This window comes from Moraxella nasovis, from assembly GCF_022701215.1.
Taxonomy (GTDB): Bacteria; Pseudomonadota; Gammaproteobacteria; order Pseudomonadales; family Moraxellaceae; genus Moraxella; species Moraxella nasovis.
This window is the reverse complement of sequence record NZ_CP089976.1, coordinates 167184-183261: the sequence shown is the minus strand read 5'-3', so window position 1 is coordinate 183261 and position 16078 is coordinate 167184. Positions and strand designations below refer to the sequence as shown.

Annotated in this window: 12 protein-coding genes; 8 read left to right on the top strand and 4 right to left on the bottom strand. The window is 41.4% G+C overall.

The window, feature by feature from the left end; genetic code table 11:
• Positions 1–131: 131 nt before the first annotated feature.
• Entirely contained in the window at positions 132–1391 is a 1260-nt protein-coding gene (locus tag LU293_RS00930) for a putative DNA modification/repair radical SAM protein (protein WP_242748061.1), read from the top strand.
• Between the two features lie 9 nt (positions 1392–1400).
• Positions 1401–2210: a TIGR03915 family putative DNA repair protein gene (locus tag LU293_RS00925; RefSeq protein WP_242748059.1), complete on the top strand. Its 810-nt coding sequence runs from the start codon at positions 1401–1403 to the stop codon at positions 2208–2210.
• 960 nt (positions 2211–3170) lie between these two features.
• Here LU293_RS00925 and ilvD read toward each other — a convergent pair.
• Positions 3171–5072, bottom strand: coding sequence for a dihydroxy-acid dehydratase (gene ilvD, locus LU293_RS00920; RefSeq protein ID WP_242748057.1), 1902 nt, complete (start codon positions 5070–5072; stop codon positions 3171–3173).
• 563 nt (positions 5073–5635) lie between these two features.
• On the opposite strand from ilvD, the gene LU293_RS00915 reads away from it, so the two are divergent.
• Positions 5636–5959 carry a TraR/DksA family transcriptional regulator gene (locus LU293_RS00915; protein ID WP_242748055.1) on the top strand — a complete coding sequence of 108 codons (324 nt, stop codon included), beginning with the start codon at positions 5636–5638 and terminating at the stop codon, positions 5957–5959.
• A gap of 181 nt (positions 5960–6140) precedes the next feature.
• Positions 6141–6311 carry a YlcI/YnfO family protein gene (locus tag LU293_RS00910; protein WP_242748053.1) on the top strand — a complete coding sequence of 57 codons (171 nt, stop codon included), beginning with the start codon at positions 6141–6143 and terminating at the stop codon, positions 6309–6311.
• Between the two features lie 35 nt (positions 6312–6346).
• Here the strand turns inward: LU293_RS00910 and LU293_RS00905 are convergent, their stop codons facing one another.
• The 3 genes from LU293_RS00905 to aspS are packed head-to-tail and all read right to left on the bottom strand — an operon-like array spanning position 6347 to position 9835.
• The gene (locus LU293_RS00905; RefSeq protein WP_242748051.1) at positions 6347–7105 is read right to left on the bottom strand and encodes a glycosyltransferase; all 759 of its coding nucleotides are present in this window, start codon (positions 7103–7105) and stop codon (positions 6347–6349) included.
• Positions 7106–7107: 2 nt separating this feature from the next.
• Complete coding sequence (locus LU293_RS00900) at positions 7108–8031, bottom strand: lysophospholipid acyltransferase family protein (protein ID WP_242748049.1); 924 nt, start codon at positions 8029–8031, stop codon at positions 7108–7110.
• Between the two features lie 4 nt (positions 8032–8035).
• A complete protein-coding gene (aspS, locus tag LU293_RS00895; RefSeq protein ID WP_242748047.1) occupies positions 8036–9835 on the bottom strand; it encodes an aspartate--tRNA ligase in 1800 nt (599 codons plus the stop codon).
• Positions 9836–10196: 361 nt separating this feature from the next.
• Here aspS and LU293_RS00890 point away from each other — a divergent pair, with 361 nt between their 5' ends.
• From LU293_RS00890 to xthA, 4 genes are all read left to right on the top strand, one after another.
• Positions 10197–12050: a potassium/proton antiporter gene (locus LU293_RS00890; RefSeq protein ID WP_242748045.1), complete on the top strand. Its 1854-nt coding sequence runs from the start codon at positions 10197–10199 to the stop codon at positions 12048–12050.
• A 177-nt stretch (positions 12051–12227) separates the two neighbouring features.
• Positions 12228–13202: a protease SohB gene (gene sohB, locus LU293_RS00885; protein WP_242748043.1), complete on the top strand. Its 975-nt coding sequence runs from the start codon at positions 12228–12230 to the stop codon at positions 13200–13202.
• Between the two features lie 140 nt (positions 13203–13342).
• Positions 13343–14068: an SDR family oxidoreductase gene (locus tag LU293_RS00880; protein WP_375540344.1), complete on the top strand. Its 726-nt coding sequence runs from the start codon at positions 13343–13345 to the stop codon at positions 14066–14068.
• A gap of 1095 nt (positions 14069–15163) precedes the next feature.
• The gene (xthA, locus tag LU293_RS00875; protein ID WP_242748041.1) at positions 15164–15976 is read left to right on the top strand and encodes an exodeoxyribonuclease III; all 813 of its coding nucleotides are present in this window, start codon (positions 15164–15166) and stop codon (positions 15974–15976) included.
• The last annotated feature ends 102 nt before the right edge of the window (positions 15977–16078 follow it).

Sequence of the window (16078 nt, the reverse complement as noted above, 5' to 3'; positions counted from 1 at the left end):
TGGCGATAGGCGTAACCATCAGCTAATACACAGCGGATATGATGGCTTATCACTTGTTGTTTTTAGCGGTAAGCTATTGAATTTTTTTTAATTATTTGTAAAATGTTCAATAAAAAATTTGGATAATGAGCATGAACTATGACCGCCTAAAAGATAAACTTGCCATTCTTGCCGATGCCGCCAAATATGATGTATCTTGTTCATCAAGCGGCGGCAACCGCAAAAACCACAACAAAGGCTTGGGCGACTCATCAGTTTCAGGTATTTGCCACAGCTATACCGAAGATGGTCGCTGCGTATCACTACTTAAGATTTTATTTACCAATCATTGTATCTATGACTGTGCTTACTGCACATCACGGCGAAGCCATGACACACCACGAGCGGCTTTTACAGTAGAAGAAGTGGTTGATTTGACCATGCAGTTTTATCGGCGAAATTATATTGAAGGCTTATTTTTAAGCTCAGGTATTTTTAAGTCGCCTGATTATACCATGGAGCGACTGGTGAGAGTAGCAAAGGAGTTACGCACCATTCATAAATTTAATGGCTATATCCACCTAAAGACCATTCCTGGTGCGTCTGATGAACTGATGCAAGAAGCGGGGCTGTATGCTGACCGCTTAAGCGTAAATATGGAAATCCCAACCAAGTCAGGTCTAGCACTGCTTGCTCCTGAAAAAAATCACGATGATATGAAAGCCCCAATGAAAACGGTGCAAGAGCAAATCGTGGTGTTTAAAGAAAGCCGGAAACAGCATAAGCACGCCCCAAAATATACGCCTGCTGGGCAAAGCACCCAATTTATTGTCGGTGCTACCAAAGAAACAGATTTACAGATTATCCGTCTATCTAGTCATTTTTATAAACAATACGATTTAAAACGAGTGTATTACTCAGGCTATGTGCCGATGCTGACTGACAGCCGTCTGCCTGCGATTGGTACGCCTGTACCGATGGTGCGTGAAAACCGCCTGTATCAAGCCGATTGGCTTATGCGATTTTATGGGTTTGAGGCTGAAGAAATTCTGCCAAGCGACAGTCCTTTTCTTGACCTTGACTGCGACCCAAAGCTGGCTTGGGCGATTCGCCATCGTCAGCATTTTCCTGTCAATATCCAAACCGCTCCGTACAAGATGATTGTGAGAATACCGGGAATTGGCACTCGCACCGCCAAAAAAATCGTTACTGCTCGCAAATTTACCACGCTCACGCTTGATCATCTTAAACAAATGGGGGCGGCGGTCAATCGTGCCAAATATTTTATCGCCTTACGGGGTCGTAATGAACACTTGGTTCATTTGACCCAAGATAATTTTCGCCAATATATACTCGCCCAAACGCAAACCAAGTTCAAAGATGAGCGTCATGGGCAGTTAACGTTGTTTTAGATTTAAAGTATGTCAAATTCAGTTGCGATTGTTGAGCCGCCGATAGTGGTTTTTGACGGCAGTTTTGAAGGCTGGCTGACCGCTGTTTTTGCTGTGTATGAGAATCATTGGCAGCACGCTCAGATTATATCAATCATCGCTGAACATGACTTTTTACCAAATCTTTGGCAAACAACTTTTGTGGTAAAAAGTGATGTGGATAAAGCCAAAAGGGTTAGTCATAAACTTAAAAGCGTGTTTGGTAACAATGGTTTTAGGCAATTATTATGGGCGTTCTTATCCGAGCAGCCAACTGTCTATGGTCATTTATTTGGGGTAGTGCGTTATCAGTTGGCTTGCCCAGATGTCAATGTGTGGCAAGATTATACGCACACTGATGTAATGCCTGTTTTAAAATTGATTAAGATGGTTGGGCGAGAACGCCACCGAATGCAAGCTTTTGTGCGGTTTGAGCATATGGAGCAAGATGTGTATTTTGCTAGAGTTGAGCCAGATTTTAATGTCTTACCACTGCTGTCTAATCATTTTAAGAACCGTTATGCTGACCAAAGTTGGGCAATCTTTGATGTCAAGCGTGGTTATGGTATTTTTTATGATAAAGATGACCCGAACGCTGAGGTACAACTGATTACTGACGTTGATGAAAATGCTTTGGTACGCCCACATGATTTCCATAGCGAATATGAAAAAAAGTACCAACATCTTTGGCAAAAATACTTTACCCATGTAACAATCAAAGAGCGAAAAAATCCCAAATTACACATTCAGTATCTGCCAAGACGCTATTGGAAATATTTGACCGAAAAAAACTTATTTTAAATTTAAAAATCTTTATACCACTAAATTGTTGTTATTAATAAAATTTTTAATAAAATAATAAATTAAAAAAGACATACTAAGAATAACTAAAACTTTATAAACTAAAACTTTATAAAAAGCAGCGTAAGAGACGCCTATTTGCTTAAAATAAAAACACTTTTACTTACCACAAGCAAAAACACCCTAAGCTTATAAGCTTTAATAGGTTAAGTGGTGATGGCTGTGATAAGATTGGTTAATGAAAAGTCAATATTATCTTGTTTGGATTAAGGCTTTGTCTATAACTATGTTTTGTTTGTTAATTTTTATACAGCTATTTGTTAAAAAAAAGTTACTATTATGCTGTGTTTTAACAGATGAACTCATCGCTGCCACACATAAAGAAGCAAAAAATATGTTTTATTATCCTATAGATGATAACTTATCATTAACTTTAGTACATCCACGCTTTGCAATTCAAATGTGCAAGATTGTTCATGCTTAAAAAGACTATCTAGGGTATTATGACCAAAGCGGTTAAGGCAATAATGGATATCGCTCATCGCATCTATGGCGTAAAAGTGTGACAAATTCGAGCTGCTGAGCATAACTCCCCAAGCCGCAAAGTTGCACAGCGATTAGGTTTTAAGTTTCACGGTATTATCCCTAATAACGAAAATCTTAATGGTGTGATTGTCAATCATGCGGTATATACATGGCGGTTTGATTAAGATTTTAATGGATTTCATCAATGTGCTTGATGTTGATTCATATTAGGTTGATGAGGTAATTTAACCTACCGTTGTTTTAAGTGATTAGTCATTTATGGCGGCGGTATTATTTTGTATGTCGGCAGATAATGGACGATAAATTGTCACCAAAATCTATCAACCATGTAACCGCTTAGATAAATGGGATAAAAGCATTTAGCCTTAAACTAAGTTTGGGGTGTAACCACTACACCCCAAAGTATATAATCATCTATCGCTCCAGCTGAGTGACATCACGCACCGCCCCTGTATCTGCTGATGTGGTTAACAGAGCATAAGCACGCAAGGCTTGTGAGACGTGACGTTCACGAGCGACAGGTTGCCATGCGTTTTTGCCACGAGCAATCATCGCTTGACGGCGTTTGGCAAGCTCATCATCAGATACGTCCAAGTGAATCTTGCGGTTTGGAATGTCAATGATGATGGTATCAAACTCTTCTACCAAGCCAATCGCTCCGCCTTCAGCAGCCTCAGGACTTGCGTGTCCGATGGATAATCCTGACGTACCACCACTAAATCTACCATCTGTAAACAAGGCACAGTCTTTGCCAAGCCCCTTGGATTTTAGATAAGATGTGGGGTAGAGCATTTCTTGCATGCCCGGTCCGCCTTTTGGACCTTCATAGCGGATAATGACGATGTCGCCTGCGATAATCTTATCTGCCAAAATCGCCTCCACTGCATCATCTTGGCTTTCAAACACCCTTGCACGTCCTGTAAATTTTAAAATGCTCTCGTCCACACCTGCAGTTTTAACCACGCAGCCACGCTCGGCAATATTGCCAAATAGCACTGCCAAACCACCGTCTTTAGAATAAGCGTGCTTGATATCGCGGATGCAGCCAGATTCACGGTTTAGGTCAAGGTTTGGGTATTTGTTGTTTTGGCTAAACGCCTGTGTGGTTCGTACACCTGCAGGAGCAGATATGTAACGACTGCGAGCCTCCTCATTGTCAGGGTTTATAATATCCCATTTCGCCAAAGCGTCTGCCAGCGTAGGGGCGTGGACGGTTGGCACATTTGTATCCACCAATCCTGCACGGTCAAGCTCTGCCAAAATCGCCATGACGCCACCTGCTCTGTTTACGTCTTCCATGTGGTATTTTTGGGTGGCGGGGGCAACTTTACACAGACACGGCACGGCACGGCTTAACCGATCAATATCCGCCATTTTAAAATCCACACCAGCTTCGCTTGCGGCAGCGAGCAGGTGTAAAATGGTGTTCGTGCTGCCACCCATGGCAATATCAAGGCTCATGGCATTGCAAAAGGCGGATTTAGTGGCGATGTTTCTTGGTAATATGCTGTCATCGTCTTGCTCGTAGTAGCGTTTGGCAAGGGCAACTATGGTGCGTCCAGCCTCTAAAAACAGCTCTTTACGCTTGGCGTGTGTGGCAAGTAGTGAGCCATTGGCAGGTAAAGATAAGCCGAGTGCCTCGGTCAAGCAGTTCATAGAGTTGGCGGTAAACATACCAGAACACGAGCCACAAGTTGGGCATGCCAAGCGTTCAACTTTTGCCACGTCATCATCGCTGATTAAATCGTCTGCCGCATCAATCATTGCATCTACCAAGTCAAGCTTACGCACCTTGTCGCCTTTCTCGTTGGTCACGGTTTGATGCGTAGTGTGTCCATCACCAAGTGTGGTAGCTAGCACCTTACCTGCTTCCATTGGGCCACCTGATACAAAAATCGTAGGAATGTTTAATCGCAAGCTTGCCATAAGCATACCGGGGGTAATTTTGTCGCAGTTGGAGATACATACCAAAGCGTCCGCACAATGGGCATTGACCATATATTCCACGCTGTCGGCAATCAAATCACGGCTTGGCAAACTGTACAGCATGCCGCTATGACCCATGGCAATACCATCATCAACAGCAATGGTGTTAAATTCTTTGGCAACGCCACCTGCTTTTTCAATCTCACGAGCCACGAGCTGCCCCATGTCTTTTAAATGGACGTGTCCGGGAACAAATTGGGTAAACGAATTGGCAACAGCGATAATCGGTTTGTCAAAATCGCCATCGGTCATACCTGTGGCACGCCAAAGGGCTCTTGCCCCTGCCATGTTGCGACCTTGCGTTGATGTTTTTGAGCGGTATTGTGGCATGAAACAATCCTTAGTTAGAGTAGGTTTTAGATTTTTTGGAGTGACAATCCAAGCATTGCCATAAAAGTAAATTTTTATTCTAATTAGTATTATAAACTAAAATTTTTATAAATCGTCATTATAAACCAAAATATTGCCACTATTTTATCGTATATTAGTATGAAATAACTAGATTTAGGCATAAGTTTAGGAACTGCTTTAGATAACTATCTTAAACTTTTCGTAACTTATTGTTTTAATTAAGTTGTTGTAATTGGCTTAATTAAGTTTTTTGGCTTAAAGTTTTGGCTTTTGTTATCAAAATATCGTTTCTAGTTTATCATTAGCTTTGTTAATAGCCACTTATGTTTAATTTAGTGTCTAGGCATCACAAAATAAATACCTTGTGATTAGGCTTTCACCAGCCAAAGATAGCGGTTTTATCACCAGTGCTACGATGACATCAGGTAATTTTTTTTGTATCATATTTTTATCTTTGAATATTTTAAATGTTACAAAAATACTATAGTTAAATCTGTTAATTTTGCTATGATAAAGGTAATTTTTATCAATAAGGATTTACCATGAATATACAGCACCATAAAGACCAACTGCTAACGCTAAAGGCAGAGTATGAGCAACGCATTAATAAACTTTCTGATCACCTGCAACATCCACAAGATGAGATGAATCAGCACTGGGACGATCAGGCGGTAAAATTCACAGAAAACGATATGCGTAAAAAGCTTCTTGTGGAGGCAGAGCAAGGTTTGGCTCTGGTCAACTCAGCCTTAAGACGTATGGAACAAGGCGACTATGGTATTTGTGACGAATGTGGCGAAGAGATTAGTGAAAATCGCTTACAAGCGGTTCCTTATGCTCGTGAATGTATTACTCATGCCAAGTAAGCTTTGTGCATGTGTAAGATAAAAGCGGGAAGTTTATACGCATAAAACAAACACTTAATTTTTAGATTAATTTAGTGTTTGTTTTAGTAATTGTAAGTAAAACTGCTTGAAAAATCTAAGCTTATTGGTATAATTGTCAGCCTTAATTTTGGGTTTAATGCTTGAGTAATAGGGTGATAAGATGGCAGCACATGATGAGCAGACAACGTTTAATATGCGGGTAAATAAGAATCTTGCAGAGCAATTTAAACAAGCGGCAAAAGAAAACAATCGTACAGCAAGCCAGCTTTTGCGTGATTGCATGATTGAGTATGTTAAGAAAAATCGGCAAGGCGACATGTTTAAACGCTAATAAAAAACCCTAAATCTAATTTAGGGTTTTTTTTATTATTGCCACGCTTGTTTAATCCAATCACTAGGCAGTACATGACGATACCATTTACCACCACCGCCTTGGATGGCGTCTGGCGGATTGATTTCACCATGAAAAATGATAATTTTTGCATTGGCTGGTTTTTTAGGGGGAATAAAATATGCTAAGGGAATATTATGCAAGCAGTGGTATTTAAAGCTTACGCACCATGAAGCGTCCCAATATTCTAAGTGATGGTGTTTGCGAAGGTAATTGGATAAAAAAGCCTGCTCATGCCGCACTTCTTGGCGAATTTTCTCAAAATTTTGTTCAAAATAAGACAATAAATCAGGATAGGTGTTTTGCCCTACCTTAAAGCGATAGACAGATGAGTTGCCAACCAAACGCCACGGCTTTTTCCAATCTCGAATAATCATCACGCTGTCTTCATGCTCTGCTTGGTGCGTAAAAAAGCAGTCAATATTATCAACAATAACGATATCAATATCTAAAAATAACGCTGTGCCTTTTAAATCATATAGGTTTGGCGTAAAGGTGGTAAGCTTTTTCCAGCCACGTTCTGGCAAGTTTGCAGGTAAATTTAACTCTGGGATAGGGTAGCACTTGATTTGTGGGTCAATCCCTGTATCATCGTCAGTTAAGCATACCATCTGAAAGTCAAGCGTAAGATGGCGTTTGACCATGTTATGCAGACGGTTGACATATTCAGCACCATACTTTTTGCCCCATTTCATGCAGATGATATAGCGATTTTCGTCTAAAGATGCTGACATGGTTAAACTTCCTTAAGTGTCTGCTTGCGAGCTTTTGCAAGTGTATCGGTATCTAAGGCGTATACATCATCGCCAATTGGTGTGTGCTTAAAGCGTTTATAGTTCCATGTGTAGTGCAAAGGAAAACGCTCAATCATGGTTTCAATCGCCTGATTAAAGGCAAGTGTAGCGGTGTGAATGTCTTTGTGATAAAGGTTTGGATCATCAAGCCTATCACAATATATGTCAAAGCCTTGACCATCTTCACGCTGTATGCAAGTTAAGCCGACCAAGGCACATTGTGTCTTTTGGGCAAGCTTTGGGGCAAGCGTGCTAGTCATGGTGGGAACGCCAAAAAACGGCACGACCACACCACCTGAAGGGTCAGGCACATGATCTGGCAAGATAATGCTAAAACCGCCACTTTTTAGGGTTTTAAAGATTGCTTTAACGCCAGTTGCATCCGTAGGAACTAAGGTAGCATTTAGACGTTGACGACCTTGAAGTACGAACTCATTAATCAGTTCGCCTTTGACAGGCTTATACATGATGGTGGGAGAGCCAAACTGATTTAGCCACGCATTCATGATTTCCCAAGCACCTAAATGAGGCACAATTGCAAGCATACCATTTGGATTATCTAATGCATCAAGCAAAACCTGCTGACGGTGAACGGTATGGATTTGGTCGATGCTCCACTGAGGTGGCATCGCCCAGCTTTTAATCGAGGCGATCATATTGACCGCCTGTTGTTTTAGTGATTTTTTAACAAAAACTTCACGCTCTGTTTCGCTCATCTTTGGGTATGCCAATAGCAGATTGGTGCGAATGATATTCATCACCTTATGATTGGTGTTCAAATTAAGAACGAAACTTGCAAAATGTGCCAAAAGATAAAGCATCCACATTGGCACATAGCGTAGTAGCTGATAAGGATTGCTCCCCATTTAGTTATTCCGTTTTTTGCTCTTTTTCACGCACACGAATGCCAAGCTCACGAAGTTGTTTATTATCCACTCCAGCAGGTGCTTCAGTTAGCGGGCAGTCAGCCGTCTTGGTTTTTGGGAAGGCGATAACATCACGGATTGAGCTTGCTCCAACCATGAGCATGATTAAGCGATCTAAACCAAAGGCAAGTCCGCCGTGTGGTGGTGCACCATAGCGTAATGCTTCTAATAAGAACTTAAACTTAAGTTCAGCTTCTGCTTTATCAATGCCTAGTGCATCAAATACCGCTTCTTGCATCTCAACAGTGTTAATACGCAGTGAGCCGCCGCCAATTTCAGTACCATTTAGCACCATGTCATAAGCGACTGACAGTGCAGTTTCTGGGTGGTTTTTCACGTCTTCAACAGAGCCTTTTGGCTTGGTGAATGGGTGGTGAACAGACGTCCATTTGCCATCATCAGTTTCTTCAAACATCGGGAAATCAACTACCCACAAAGGTGCCCACTCACAAGTTAGCAGATTTAAATCCATGCCTATTTTGACACGAAGTGCCCCCATGGCGTCGTTAACGATTTTTGCTTTATCAGCACCAAAGAAGATAAGATCGCCATTTTGGGCTTGAGTGCGTGATATAAGCTCAACAAGCACATCATCGGTCATATTTTTAATGATAGGCGACTGCAGACCAGACTCTTTATCAACGCCGTTATTGATATTGCTAACGTCATTTACTTTAATATAAGCAAGACCTTTAGCACCATAAATTCCTACAAATTTTGTATACTCATCGATTTGTTTACGGCTTAGCTCCGCACCATTTGGAATGCGTAGAGCGACCACGCGACCTTTAGGATCTTGGGCGGGTGCGGCAAATACCTTAAATTCGACGTTTTGCATAATGTCTGCCACATCGATAAGTTTTAGTGGGATACGTAAATCAGGCTTGTCAGAAGCGTAGTCACGCATTGCATCGGCATAAGTCATACGTGGAAAGTCGTCAAACTCCACATCTAGCATGGTCTTAAATAGGTTTTTGGTTAGACCTTCAGCGATATTCATAATTTCTTCATCATCTAAAAATGAAGTCTCAATATCTACTTGGGTAAATTCTGGCTGACGGTCAGCACGCAAGTCTTCATCACGGAAGCATTTGGCGATTTGATAATAACGATCAAAGCCAGAAACCATCAAAAGCTGTTTAAATAGCTGTGGCGACTGTGGCAGGGCGAAAAAAGAACCTTGACGAGTACGAGATGGCACTAAGTAATCTCGCGCACCTTCTGGTGTGGCACGTGTCAAGATAGGCGTCTCAACATCTAAAAATCCATGGTCGTCAAGATAGCGGCGGATTGTTGATGTCGCTTTTGCACGAAAAACCATGCGTTCTTGCATCTCTGGGCGACGCATGTCAAGAAAGCGGTATTTTAGGCGAAGCTCTTCAGAGACAGTGATGTTATCATCGTTTAGTGGAAATGGCGGTGTGTCAGCCTTAGCAAGCACTTCAATTTCTTTACCAAGCAATTCTACTTGACCACTTTTCATGTTGGCGTTTTCAGTGCCTTCGTAACGACGACGAACTCGCCCTGTGATTTTGAGCAAATATTCTGAACGTGCCGCATCAGCAGTAGCAAATGCTTCTGGAGTATCAGGGTCAATCACGACTTGAAGTAAACCTTCACGATCACGCATATCTAAAAAGATAACGCCACCATGATCACGACGACGGTGAACCCAGCCTGCTACAGTAATGGTTTGATCAATCAATTCTTCGGTGACTAGACCGCAATAATGACTACGCATCATAGTATTTGCCTTTAATAAATAAACGAGCTTACGTTAATTGTTAAATTAAGCACAAAAACGCACAAAATTAGGTTAATCTAAACGATACATTATGCCTTGTAATTTTATTTGTTGCAAGTTCTTATAGCATATTTAATCGCTTTTTATTTTTTGGTACTAAAAATATAAACATTGCCGCCTGCCATCTTAGGTTTTATGCCTTTAGTATATGGTAAAAATGCTTAGTTTGTGCTATGATTGGTCGTTTTGTATTTTTATGTTGCAAGTATAAGATTATTCTAAGAAATTTTATAAATTTTTGTTTATATTTACTGTTGTATTTTTATTATTGAATCGCTAGAGCTGGAGATTAAATCGCCTAATGGATACCTTAAACATATTATACCTTGTGGCGTCTGTGTTGCTTTTTATTAGCATCATGACTTCCACGCTTTCAGCCAGACTTGGCGTGCCATTGCTATTGTTCTTTTTGGGTGTTGGTATGCTTGCAGGTGAAGAAGGGGTTTTGGGTATTCGCTTTGCAGAATATAATTTGGCAAATTTTGTAGGTCAGGCGGCATTGGCGTGCATTTTGCTTGATGGCGGTTTACGAACCTCTTTGCATTCTTTTCGTGTTGGATTAAAACCTGCAGTAACGTTGGCAAGCTGGGGTGTGATTGCAACCGTAGCGGTTCTTGGGGTTTTTGCCACTTGGCTTTTGGGGATTGATTGGCGGCTAGGTATTCTTATGGCGGCAATCGTAGGCTCTACCGATGCAGCGGCGGTATTTAGCCTTTTGCGTAACGGTGGCGTTAAGCTAAACGACCGTGTGCAGTCCACGCTTGAGATAGAATCAGGGGCTAACGACCCATTGGCAATCTTACTCGTTACTGCGATGATTGCCCTAAACCTTGATCCAGAAAGTCAGTCAATTGGCAGTATCGCACTGATGCTACTACAACAAATCAGTGTGGGTTTGATTGCAGGTTTGTTGGCAGGCTGGGGTCTATCAAAGCTATTGCCAAAAGTGTATTTGGCAGAAGGCATGTATGCCATCTTAATCGTATCGGCAGGTTTTGCAGTGTTTAGCTCAACCAACTTGCTTGGTGGCAGCGGATTTTTGGCGGTATATTTGGCAGGTGTTGTGATTGGTAACACCAAAATTCGTGCAACAGAGCATGTGCTTAGGGTGATGGATAGCTTTGCTTGGCTGTCTCAGGCGGTCTTGTTTGTGGTGTTAGGGTTACTCGTTACACCATCTCAGATGCTTGAAGTGTGGCATTTTTCACTTATCATCTTTTTGTTTTTATTGTTTGTGGCGCGCCCATTTGCTGTAATGACTTCGCTTTTACCATTTCGCTTTAAGGGGCGAGAGATTGGGTTTATTTCATGGGTGGGATTGCGTGGTGCTGTGCCAATTACGCTTGCCATCATTCCTGTTATGATGGCAGTTCCAGGTGCAGATTTGGCATTTAATATTACCTTTGGCGTGGTGATATTATCTCTACTTACCCAAGGTGCAACCATTCCATTTATGGCGAAGATTTTTAGGGTGTGGGTACCAACAAATGAAGAGCCAAAAGAGCGTCATGAAATCTGGGTAGGTGATCAAGCGAACATTACTTTATATGAGTTTGAAGTAAAGGCAGGCGCCTTTGCTATTGGTCGCCACCCTAAAAATATTTCATCAAAATACAAAAGCTCGGAAGTAAAACTCTTTGCTGTTGTGAGAAATCAAAGACGTGTTGCTGTTGATGAGTATACCACGCTAAAGGTTGGCGATATCGTGTGGTATGCATTGTCAGGCGACTATGCAGCGAGTATTGCTAAGATTTTCAATAACTCTGCAACACTATACCAAAAGAACAGTCAGTTTTATGGCGATTGGTTGCTCTCGCCCCATGTTCGTATTTCTGATTTGCCATTTTATCCCACCAATCAACGGTCTGCCATTTATCATAAGCTCGGTAAAATGTCGCCCGTTGTGAGTGCACTTGATGTATTTACGCCGCCAAATGCGGTGGATTTAGCCGATGTAGATGATGAATTGATGGAAAAGCTGACAAGTGCAAAAGATAAAACCATTGAAGAGTATATTTTAAGCCATCTAAAGACTGAGCCAGTAAAAGGAGATGAAGTTCGCCTAAATCATGCTTGGTCTTTGATTGTGCGAGATGTGGATACCCAAGGGCGTCTGCGTGGTGTGGGTCTAAAAAACCTACTTAAAAATGACTAATTATCTTTATGAGATCTTTTATTTTAACAATTTGCCCTTATTGAGTAGTGATATATTTAAATCACACGTAATAAGTTATATTGGTTTTGGTATTTGCTCACTTAGATAAGCTAGAGCGGGCATACTGATATAAGCCTAAAGTTACGCTTAAATTCCCTTAGCAAAAATGAGAAAATTATGCTCTTTCATAGTACTAAAAAACCTGTTGAATTACAGATTATTCATCTAAATGAAATTCAAGAAAAACGTCAAAAGCAGCTTGAAAATGTATTTTCCCAAAAAAAAGACACGCAATCTGCTTTAACAAGGTTATGCAAGCTTTTAAAGACAAAAGCAAGTAAAATAAACGACCATGATGCCAAAGACGATAGGTCGTCTGTGCATCATGTTTTTGTGCTAGACTTTGATGGCGATATTAAGGCGAGTGCGGTCGCTCATCTGCGTGAAGAGATTAGCACAATTATTAGCGTCGCTCAAGCAGGCGATGAGGTGGTGCTACGCCTTGAAAGCGGTGGTGGTCAAGTAAATGCCTATGGTCTAGCAGCAGCTCAGTTGGATCGCCTAAAGAAGGCTGGGCTTAAACTAACCGTTTGTGTGGATAAGATTGCTGCAAGTGGTGGGTATATGATGGCGTGTGTGGCAGATACGATCATCGCCAGTGATTTTAGCGTGATTGGTTCGGTTGGCGTTGTTAGCCAATTGCCAAACTTTCACGAACTCATGAAAAAGCATGACATTGGTTTTGAGATGTTTACAGCTGGTGAATATAAGCGCACCGTTACCATTTTTGGTGAAAATACAGATGAAGATCGTGCTAAGTATCAAGAAGATCTTGAACGAATTCATGTGCTATTTCAAGACTTTGTTGGCAAACACCGCCCTAAGCTTGACGTAAAAAAGATTGCAACGGGTGATTATTGGTTTGGACCTGATGCGTTGGCACTTGGTTTAATTGATGAGATTGGTACGTCTGATGCGTATATTTTATCCTTAATGGATCATTGTGATGTTTTTGCACTACATTCAAGAGCAAAGCCAACTTTGATAGAAAAGCTAGGACTAACAGAGCAGATGGGGCAGAGTGTATCGGCAATGGTGGATCATATCAGTCAGGCTGTACCAAATGCGTTATCTAAGCTATATAGACCATAAATGTGATAAGATAGCGATCGTTGTGATATTATAGTCATAAAAACCATCGCTTATTTTTAAAATACTGATACAATGATGGGTCTAAGCTGTTTTTACTTGTCATTGTATTACATTTCTCTTTTTTTTGTATTTGATGAACCATGAAGAAACTAGAAGAAGCATTTGCGAAGATCGATAAATTTGGTCGTGTTATTGCAAATAAATTTAATAAAATCAGTGATTTAAATAAAATTCGTGGCATAGGCGAATCTAAGACTGTATTAATTACAGGTGCTAGCTCCGGGCTTGGTGCAGCGATGGCTCGTAAGTTTGCTTTCTTAGGCTATGATTTGGCGATTTGTGCCAGACGGTTAGACCGGCTTGAGATGCTTAAGACGCAGCTTGAGCATGAATATGGCATTAAAGTACACGTGAAGGCTTTAGATGTCACCATGCATGATGATGTGTTTAGTGTTTTTGAAAGTTTCGCTACTGAATGTGGCGGTCTAGATAAAGTTATCGTGAATGCTGGCGTGGGCGATAGTCGTGTAATCGGCCATGGTCGATTTAATATTAATAAAGTCACTGCTGAGACAAATTTTATCGCAGCATTGGCACAGTGCGAAGCTGCCATGCAGATTTTCCGTCGTCAAAACAGCGGGCATTTGGTGGTTATCTCTAGTATGTCAGCTGTGCGTGGTCTGCCACGTCATTTGACGACTTACGCTGCTGCCAAAGCAGGTATTGCTGCACTTGCCGAAGGTATTCGTGCTGATACGATTACTGAAAAATTACCCATCACGGTATCAACGATTTATCCTGGCTATGTTCGCACTGATTTAAACACATTCGTCTCCCCACAAACAACCCTATATGTCCTAATCTAATAATCTTTATCTCCTTTCAAGTCAATTCAATCTAATCACTTTATCATACCTCTATAATAGCCCCAATTCCTTTAACAAACTTTCAAATTAAAAATAAATCCACACAACCCCACATCATCCACCCCCCCACAAAACAATATATTACTATAAACAAATCCACTCACCACCACCAACCCCTTTCTATTACCTACAAAACATTTATTAATCAAACCCAACTAAAAATTAACTCTTCCTTGCCCACATCCAACTCATTTAAATATACTCCAATCCTACTCTATCACCCCACAAATCAATCTCATATAATAATAAACACACTACCCATCAATCTAAACTAATCTAATTATCATTGATAAAACATTCGACTAACAAATAACCACCACCAACCACCTAATCGATATCAACCTACCCCCCTCATCTTCCCTCAAAACATTATACCACTTCCTACTCACCCCCACCATTCAACAAAAATCCCCCAACAAAATACCTAAAACCCCCACCACCCCTATCTATTAACTCTTACCTCCTCCCCAAACCCCCCTACCTAAATCAATTCATCACTTCACCCCCCCACCCCATTATATCAATCACACTTCAAACACCAATTAATCCCACATACATCTCCAAATATAAATCCATTAAACCCCTTATTATAACCCCCCCCCCCCCCACCCCCCCCCCCCCCCCCACCCCCCCCCCCCCCCCCCCCCCCCCCCCCCCCACCACAACCCCCCCCCCCCCCCCCCCCAAACCAAAAAAAAAAACAAACAAAACACCCCCCCCCCCCCCCCCCCCCCCCCCCCCCCAAAAAACCCAATAACAACAAAATAATAAATATATATATAATATTATTATATATAAAATTTTTTTTTATTTTTATATAATAACCCCCCCACCCCCTCTTTATATATATATTTACCCCCCCCCCCCCCCCCCCCCCCCCCCCCCCCCCCCCCCCCCCCCCCCCCCCCCCCCCCCCCCCCCATTTTTTTCTCCACCCAAACCCCATTTTTTTTTTGTGGCAATCATTGTACACAATTTTATTGTCATGTGTCCAAAAAATTTGCTACAATCTATTTTTTAATTAATGAGAATATGATGACGACTTTTGTAAGCTTTAACATTAATGGATTGCGTGCCAGACCCCATCAGCTTGAAGCGGTGAGAGATATTTTAAATGCCGATATTATTGGCCTGCAAGAAACCAAGGTTCATGATGAGGCTTTTCCATTTGAGATGGTTAAAGATTTAGGGTATCATGTGGAGTTTTTTGGTCAAAAGTCGCATTATGGCGTGGCAATCTGCTCTAAAGTCGCCCCTATTTTTGTGCAAAAGGGCTTTCCAACAGATCCAGAAGACGCCCAAAGACGCTTTATTCACGCAAGGTTTGAGATTAATGGTCAAGAAATCGACGTGCTAAACGGCTACTTTCCCCAAGGCGAGAACCGTAAGCATGAGACAAAATTTCCGATGAAACGCAAATATTATGCTGATTTGACCCACTACATTTTACAGCTTATCGCTGAAAATCGCAGTATTATCTTAATGGGAGATATGAATATCGCTCCAGAAGATTTAGATGTAGGGATTGGTGAGAAAAATGCCAAGCGTTGGCTGTCGCAAGGCATCTGTTCGTTCTTGCCAGAAGAGCGTGAGTGGTATCAGACATTACTTGCGACTAAGCTACATGACACGTATCGCCATCTATACGCTGATGGAACGACTTTGAGCTGGTTTGATTATCGCTCCAAAGGTTTTGATGATGAGCCAAAGCGTGGACTGCGTATCGATCATATTTTAGCTACATCTGATTTGATGGATAAATTAACTGATGCGGGTGTCAGTTATGAGCTAAGAGCGATGGAAAAGCCAAGCGATCATGCCCCAATCTGGGCTACATTTGATTGCTGATAGCCCCCAAACTTAGTACAATCACTATGTTAAAATCAGCGATTGTACTAAGTTGCATTGATGATTAAGTGTTATTTAAAGCGTTATCTAAAGTGTAACTGC

What these genes read in the sequence shown, in the direction of transcription:
- LU293_RS00930 (WP_242748061.1), top strand. Translation starts at nt 132, where the DNA reads ATGAACTATGACCGCCTAAAAGATAAACTTGCCATTCTTGCCGATGCC.
- LU293_RS00925 (WP_242748059.1), top strand. Translation starts at nt 1,401, where the DNA reads ATGTCAAATTCAGTTGCGATTGTTGAGCCGCCGATAGTGGTTTTTGAC.
- ilvD (WP_242748057.1), bottom strand. Translation starts at nt 5,072, where the DNA reads ATGCCACAATACCGCTCAAAAACATCAACGCAAGGTCGCAACATGGCA.
- LU293_RS00915 (WP_242748055.1), top strand. Translation starts at nt 5,636, where the DNA reads ATGAATATACAGCACCATAAAGACCAACTGCTAACGCTAAAGGCAGAG.
- LU293_RS00910 (WP_242748053.1), top strand. Translation starts at nt 6,141, where the DNA reads ATGGCAGCACATGATGAGCAGACAACGTTTAATATGCGGGTAAATAAG.
- LU293_RS00905 (WP_242748051.1), bottom strand. Translation starts at nt 7,105, where the DNA reads ATGTCAGCATCTTTAGACGAAAATCGCTATATCATCTGCATGAAATGG.
- LU293_RS00900 (WP_242748049.1), bottom strand. Translation starts at nt 8,031, where the DNA reads ATGGGGAGCAATCCTTATCAGCTACTACGCTATGTGCCAATGTGGATG.
- aspS (WP_242748047.1), bottom strand. Translation starts at nt 9,835, where the DNA reads ATGATGCGTAGTCATTATTGCGGTCTAGTCACCGAAGAATTGATTGAT.
- LU293_RS00890 (WP_242748045.1), top strand. Translation starts at nt 10,197, where the DNA reads ATGGATACCTTAAACATATTATACCTTGTGGCGTCTGTGTTGCTTTTT.
- sohB (WP_242748043.1), top strand. Translation starts at nt 12,228, where the DNA reads ATGCTCTTTCATAGTACTAAAAAACCTGTTGAATTACAGATTATTCAT.
- LU293_RS00880 (WP_375540344.1), top strand. Translation starts at nt 13,343, where the DNA reads ATGAAGAAACTAGAAGAAGCATTTGCGAAGATCGATAAATTTGGTCGT.
- xthA (WP_242748041.1), top strand. Translation starts at nt 15,164, where the DNA reads ATGACGACTTTTGTAAGCTTTAACATTAATGGATTGCGTGCCAGACCC.